Origin of the sequence: Thalassoglobus neptunius, from assembly GCF_007859735.1 — a bacterium.
GTDB lineage: Bacteria > Planctomycetota > Planctomycetia > Planctomycetales > Planctomycetaceae > Thalassoglobus > Thalassoglobus neptunius.
Window position 1 is genome coordinate 1 of the sequence record NZ_SIHI01000093.1, and the last position, 6,889, is coordinate 6,889.

The following is a 6,889-nucleotide window of genomic DNA, read 5'->3' on the forward strand; positions in this document are numbered from 1 at the left end:
TCTTCGCATGCGAATACGGCTCGACATACTTGCGTCCAATCCGAAGCGACAGCTTTGCCACTTCCAACAACACATTCGTTCGTGGGGAATCACTCATCACCAGATTTTAGCGCATTCTCATCTCAGATTCCAGAGATGTTTTCAACAATACAAGTTGAGACTTATCGAGTCGTTTGTGAAGGATAACTAAAAATGAGTTGAAACTGCTGCAACCACTCAACAACAGAATGTCATTGAGTGGTTGCTTTGTACTCCGTCTGCTCGCTTCAGCACTCTCTCGAGTGAATCCTTAAATGTCGGGGAAGTTAATCCTTCTTCAACCGCGATTACCCTCCACCCATCATTCCCCCGAATCCTCCATTCAATGAGCCGGGTTCGGGCCGATCATGAACCGGCCAATCAGGGAAATTCGGATTGGAACGGATCTGTTTTGCAAGTTGATTGAGGAGCGTTTCGATTTCGTCATGAACAGCATGTGTCTGACGAATGATAACACTTCCGTTCAGAAAAGAGAGATCACCACCTCCACCGTGGTGACTCCAGGAAATATCTCCAACTGTATTCAGGAGCACATCTGCCAGTGTTTCAGGGTCTTGAATATTCAGCGATCGAACATCATAGACGCGAGTTACATACTCTTCTTCTGCGCTGTATTTTGTCGTGATGTAAAGAAGGTCGTCTTTCACGAGATAGGTCAAATCAAGCGGTTCGAGCATTAACTTCAAACCGGTCGACAATGGCACATTTTGGATGTTAATAGAAATGGGGTCATCAGCACTCAGCCCTTCGTCGCCCAATGCTTTTTGATCGATATAGACAGGGATGTTGTTGTGCTCAGAAAGGAATGCGGTCACGTCGCTCAGTGGAGACCCTGGAAATTCCAGATTAGTGGTCTCACCCAATAACTGTAGAATTCGTTCTTCCTGAGGAGACTGATCTCTTTCAACGGCAATGGGTGAATCAACTGGAACTTCACTCGCGCCAGCCGCGGCGGCGTCTGAAGGCGAACTGGAAAACATCCCGGAAGCCCCTCCTTGGTCGGCGATTCCGCTTCCTGCTCTGCTCGCGTCAGTACTGTCCTCCAGCTCTCCTGCGGGACTTTCCAGATCCATTATCAGATCTTGCATTTCCATCTCGTTCATAATTTTCTTTAGTTCATCGAGATCTGGTTTCTTCTCGGATTCGAGTGTTCTCTCAACATCTCTCAGAATTACAATCACCTTCTGAAGTGCTAGCCGTCTCGCTGCGTCGGCGGCACTATCGAAAACGTCAGCTGACAGGTTAACAATGGGGTCATCCACGGCGGCACTCACGTCAGCCGCGACTCCAAAGGGATCCTGATTCTCAGTTGATGATTGAGTCACCGTCGAGTCAATCGCTGCGAAGCCCCCGGAATTGACGTCGAGTGCGTCCGCTTGCGACTTCTTCTCGACAACGGTCCCGAATGGATCGCCGCTTGAGGTGACGTCACTCGCCAGGCTGGCGTGCGTCGCCCAACCCGTTCCAACTGCAATCGTGAGACTGCAGACAACTAAAGCCAACTTTGCTGTCGAAATCATTGCAACTTCCTTTCCCGCGAGATAGACGGCTTCCGGGGAACATGCTCCGGGAAACGCTGTTCCCTGAGACACGGCCAATCCGGTCGATGTGATGGTCTGAATGAGTTCTGGACGAACGACCGCAGCAGCGGCTTCTTGTGACCAGGACATTGCTGCCAGAGCTGTCATCAGCCCGACACCACGTCGAGTGAGGCGGAGGCGTAGTTCTCGCTTCCCACGCTTGATCCGGCCTTCTACGACACCCAACGTCACTCCGAGACGATCGGCTGTCTGGTCGTAAGTGAGTCCTTCTAGAAAGTGAAGAATGAGTGCGTCGCGATATTGGGGAGGCAGCCCTTGAAGCTCTTCGTCCAAAACCTTCTGCTCGTGAATGGACTGAATTTCTTCCAGCGTCTCAGACGATTTTGGGATCCTCTCCACGGTATCACTCACCAGTTCTTTACTCTTGCGTCTCAGAGCCTTCCGAGCAATTCGTTGCGCAACTCCATGCAACCATGCGGCAAGAGCTTCTGACTTTCGGACTTTTCCGGCATCACGAGCAAGGACCAGAAAAGTCGCTTGTGTGACGTCCTCAGCACTCTGCCGATGCCTGACTGTGCGAATCGCCACGGAATAAACGAGGCTTCCGTAACGCTCAACCAGTGCGGCAAATGCAGACTCGCTCTTCAATCGAATGAATTTCGCCAACAATTCCGAATCGCTGAGATGTTCTTGCGATTCGGTGTTGTCGTGATTCTTTGCTTCGTGCGATGAAGTGAGCTGAGACATATCAGAAAGGAAGTTCCACCACGGACCAGATTCGGGCGCGGAGAATGCAAAGAATTCGAAAGATTCTCAAAAGTTCTTCGCCACGCCACTCAACGACCATCAACATTTTGCTTGCGTGAAAGCACCTGCACGGTGCAGTGACACGCGCCGTAACCTCCTGTCAGGTTCGAGAAATCGACAACATTCACAGTAACATCTGCATCTCTGAGTTTCGCGAGAAACTCATCACTCACCCCATCAACGACGAAAATTTCGTTCGATTTCAAGGTAAGGACATTGCACCCGTAGTTCAATTGATCCTGCTGCTTGACCGGGATCACTCTGATCCCAATTGACTTCAAATAGTCGGGGAATTTCATTCCGGACGACTGAAGCTCATACCCATCCCCATCCTTTTTGAAGACATCAACCGTCGGGACGTGCTTGCTTTCGCCAAGTCGATTTTCCGCGAGCAGAGCCAGATCATCAGCGACGAGATTGAAGTAGGTGTCGAGGTGCATCTGTTCCTGTTGCTGCCACGGATCTTTAACGACGACGACTTCATCGGTCCCGAAAGCATCCGCGACGAGCAGTTGCAAAATCGCCGCTGCATTCGTCCGCAGACCTTCACCGATAAACACCCGATCTCCAGCGGGCAGAAAGTCGCCGCCCTCCAGACGTCCGGGCTCTTCAATGACTCCGATCGGTTTGATTCCCATTCTTCCGAGAGCAAATCGCACGATGTCGGTTTCGATGTGACGTTGTTCGGAGTTCATTTTTCCGACGACAACACCGCGACGCGTTGTGATCACCTGATCTCGCATGAAGTACAGATTCATGACCGGTCGAACGGCATAGTCCGCGACGACTCCCGTATTCAAATCTCCTGTCGATCGAAGCGTAATCTTCGGATTCAGAACAATCGTCGACCACAATTCGTCAGGGTGTAAGTGCTGAAACGATTCGGCGAAGTAACTCTTCTCAAGCTCATCCTGCTGACTCTCAGAAACGGGAGGTTCCGACTCGAGAGTGACAAACCGAAACGCGAACCGTCTCAATTCATCCAACGCGGGACCCGGAATTTCACGGCCGTTCTGATCGACAGTTCCCGCGAGAACCGCCTCGCGCAGCTGAACGACGGAAATCCCCTGCTCTCGAAGTTGTCGAACAAAGCGTTCGTGTTCCTGCGAGGCAAGAGTTGAAGAAAACGGACGCTCAAACAGAGCTGCTTCCGGATGCAGCACACCATAGAAAAGCTCTTCACCCGGAGTATGCACAAGAGCCCACTCAGCACGGTCCCATTCTGCGTTACTGCCCGCATTGAATGAATCCGATTGAGCAGCAAGGCGATACGGAACTCCGACGAGAGCAATGAACACAACCAGAACAAGGCGACACAGCAGCGAACGATTCATTCTTCCTCCGTCTTACAAGTTAACGATCACCAAACCGACTTTGATTCTTCACGACTTGCGAGTCCGCTGTGACAGAAGCGATTCCCAATGCGAACGATAATCCACACTTCTAAGCATGCGGTCAGCTTCGTTGTCATCAATCACAACTTCTTGCTTTGCGTTCCATCGCAACGGTCGCTGGAGTGCATTCGAGACATACGCAAGATGTCCGGGAGTAATCGACCGGTGTGCCGTTTCCGCCGGAGCCAGACAGACGCCGCGACTTCGAACATTCTGCACAAAGTTGTCGACGTGGCTGACCACTTGCTCGACACGTTCATCCCCCGGATTGAAATTCTTATCGACCCACCGGGAGTCGGAAGCTGTGATTCGTCCGCGAGTCACATGCAGCCAACCATTGGTCCCAATCCATTTCGTCCCCAATGTATTCGTGTCGGAGATTGTGGAGGTGACTCCATTCTCGTACTCACATCGAATGGTGTAATGATGCGGCGTATCGTAAACGTCAGTTTCCGGGAATGACCAATCGACCGCTTCCACAACCGTTGGTCCCCCTTTGTCGAGGTTGAGCGACCAGTGCGCGATGTCATTGTGATGGCCAATCCAGTCCATCAGCACGCCGCCACCATACGCTCGCGATCCTCGCCACCAACGATGATGCCTTGCTCGCATGTACGGCAACTTCGGAGACGGACCACACCACATCTCGTAATCCAGTCCAACGGGCGGTTGAGAAGTTTCGACACTTCCTTGCGGGCGATCATACCCCGGCGGCAATCCAACTTCGATCGATGAGATTTCGCCCAACACACCATTGCGAACCAGATTCACCGCACGCTGAAAGAGTTCGTCAGACCGTTGCTGAGAACCGGTTTGAAAGACAGCTCCGGTCGACTTCACTTTCTCAACGATCTGCTGCCCTTCCGCAAACAGGTGAGTCACCGGCTTCTCACAGTAAACATCCTTGCCATTCTCCAAAGCGCTGAACACACACCCCGCGTGCCAGTGATCAGGCGTCGCCACCACAACGATATCGACCTGATCCGACTCACAGAGGTAACGATAATCGGAAGTCAACATCAGCCCGCGATACGTCCCTGACTTCCGAGCCTCTCCGTACTTCTTCTCGACGGCATGACGAGCGGGAACGCGCCCCATTGCAGGCCCTTTGCCCCAGGGACGATCTCGATAATGAAGATCGTGAACGTCACACAAAGCGGTGATTTGCACTTCCGGATGGACCACAAACTCGTCGAGAAGATTGAACCCTCGCGAGCCCAATCCGACGATCCCGACTCCCAAACGCTCATTCGCAGACGCTCGAGTGTTCGCCTTCAAAGAGCGGGTCAACAAAGCAGCAGTCGCCAACGCATTCAGCTGCAGAAATCTCCTGCGTTTCATAATGATTCCCAAGGTCAATTCGGTTTTCTATTTCAATACTCTCATTGAAACTGCACACCGAATGCAAGCCTCGTCAACTGGAAGCCATTTCGATGCGTTGACCGCCGCTCAACACACGGAGAAGACGAGCGAACGATTCTCGCTGAGCATTGAGAAATTTTTCTTGGAATCGGAAGAAAGCAGCGACGGTGAAATTCTCGTGGCATTCCAAATCGCCGAAGAACAAGACGCATCCCAGAACGCTACTTGATGATTCTCAGCTTCAGCGCGAACGCCCCATTCAGCTGTCGTTTGATGGAGGAAAACACATCTCCAAGACAGACTGTTTACCGCCGTCTTTAGTATTTCGGATGGTGCCCGCAAACTCTTCCAAAAACTCCCAATCCTCCTAATCATCCGAACACGTTCAAACCGATCATGGAGTTAGAGGTGTGTACGCCTCGGGCATCATCGAGTGTTGGACCAATTCTAAAAAACTCGCTCATAGAGAACGGTGACTGGAGGCCAAGTTGCGTTATCTACCTATACGACGCATCGTAAACGCAACTGACAGAAGAACGCAAAGAAGCGAAAACGACCACCACCGTCGATATCGTATCCCCTTCGAATTACCCAACTGATGTATAAACATCGTTGAAACTTATCGACCGCGAGCATGAAAAACATTCCCGCACACTCAATAGCATAGCACTCCACGAAACTCTTTCACAACACCTCCTTAACCTGCCTTAACTACGCCGATGAGAGAAGAATAATATCCACATCAAATACCGCACCGTAATCAGCAAGCTCTTGTACGGACTCTGAACTCAAAACAAAATCGGGAGCCTCTCCGGTCATATAGATGACACACGCGAACTGCCGTTCAATGGCGTGCTGCTCACAGTAATCCACGATGATTTGTTTGTGTGTTCGAATAACTGCAAAGAGTTCGGCAAGACATTCCTCGACGCAATACTGAAACCGGTACGGGACGCCAATGACCCATTGATTCTCACGATACACTCTCTTCGACGTCAGTATTTGCTGACCTTTCAAATGAACAGCCGTCGGCTGTAATCCAACTGCTGCAGTGATCTCGTCAGGATGGATATGAGTCGAGAAAAGAGTGAACTCTGCTTTAATTTTGGGAGTTGATATCGTTCCGCCTTTCACGAATGGCCTGCGGTAAGCCCCCAGTAAAACAGGCTGAGCTGGCGAGTTCAATAGAGCTCCGTCGGAAAGAAGTCGATTAAGCCATCAAGACCAATTTCAGGATGCCGCACATCAGCCATGCCCTCAATCGTTGTTGGTAATACCATTCTGCCCTGATGAAGTTGCCCGGAAGTGCTCAGAGTTGACGTCTTTTTGGTTGACGGTGTCGATAATCGACAGTGACACGGGAAATACTCAGAATGGCCGCCTCCGTTGTTATTGTACAAATCACGAACGATTCGGTGATGTGCGGAGATCCTTTGATTGAATCGTCAGCCTACACGAAAGGCATGCCCACGCAAGCGTGAGCATGGCACCCGCGTTATAAAGCATTGGGAATGAAACGTTGAAGTTCAGACATACTGCGCTGAAATGCCCCCGAAGTTTGAACCAGGCTTATGAGAGTTGGGGTTAGGTAAGTAAGTCAGTGTGCTGGAGTGGAGGAGAAGGTGGAGCCGTAGGCGGAACCTTCTCTGGAACGGAAGCACACTGAGTCGAAAATTCGGCAGGCGTCAACCCTCCAAGAGAGCTGTGCGGACGGCGGTGGTTGTAAGTCATCCGCCAGTCCTGAAT

At 51.2% G+C, this 6,889-nt stretch carries 5 protein-coding genes; all 5 read right to left on the bottom strand.

What is annotated here, in order from left to right; all coding sequences use genetic code 11:
* Positions 1-326: 326 nt before the first annotated feature.
* On the bottom strand, positions 327-2,327 hold the full coding sequence (locus KOR42_RS25455; RefSeq protein WP_146512620.1) for an RNA polymerase sigma factor: 2,001 nt from the start codon (positions 2,325-2,327) through the stop codon (positions 327-329).
* Positions 2,328-2,416: 89 nt separating this feature from the next.
* Complete coding sequence (locus KOR42_RS25460) at positions 2,417-3,721, bottom strand: arginine deiminase family protein (RefSeq protein ID WP_146512621.1); 1,305 nt, start codon at positions 3,719-3,721, stop codon at positions 2,417-2,419.
* A gap of 48 nt (positions 3,722-3,769) precedes the next feature.
* Positions 3,770-5,122 carry a Gfo/Idh/MocA family protein gene (locus tag KOR42_RS25465; protein WP_146512622.1) on the bottom strand — a complete coding sequence of 451 codons (1,353 nt, stop codon included), beginning with the start codon at positions 5,120-5,122 and terminating at the stop codon, positions 3,770-3,772.
* Positions 5,123-5,854: 732 nt separating this feature from the next.
* Positions 5,855-6,328, bottom strand: coding sequence for a DUF4279 domain-containing protein (locus KOR42_RS25470; RefSeq protein ID WP_146512623.1), 474 nt, complete (start codon positions 6,326-6,328; stop codon positions 5,855-5,857).
* 399 nt (positions 6,329-6,727) lie between these two features.
* On the bottom strand, positions 6,728-6,889 hold the full coding sequence (locus tag KOR42_RS28035) for an integrase core domain-containing protein (protein ID WP_390620856.1): 162 nt from the start codon (positions 6,887-6,889) through the stop codon (positions 6,728-6,730).

Coding starts and splice junctions, on each gene's coding strand:
- KOR42_RS25460 (WP_146512621.1), bottom strand. CDS start 3,721: ATGAATCGTTCGCTGCTGTGTCGCCTTGTTCTGGTTGTGTTCATTGCT.
- KOR42_RS25455 (WP_146512620.1), bottom strand. CDS start 2,327: ATGTCTCAGCTCACTTCATCGCACGAAGCAAAGAATCACGACAACACC.
- KOR42_RS25465 (WP_146512622.1), bottom strand. CDS start 5,122: ATGAAACGCAGGAGATTTCTGCAGCTGAATGCGTTGGCGACTGCTGCT.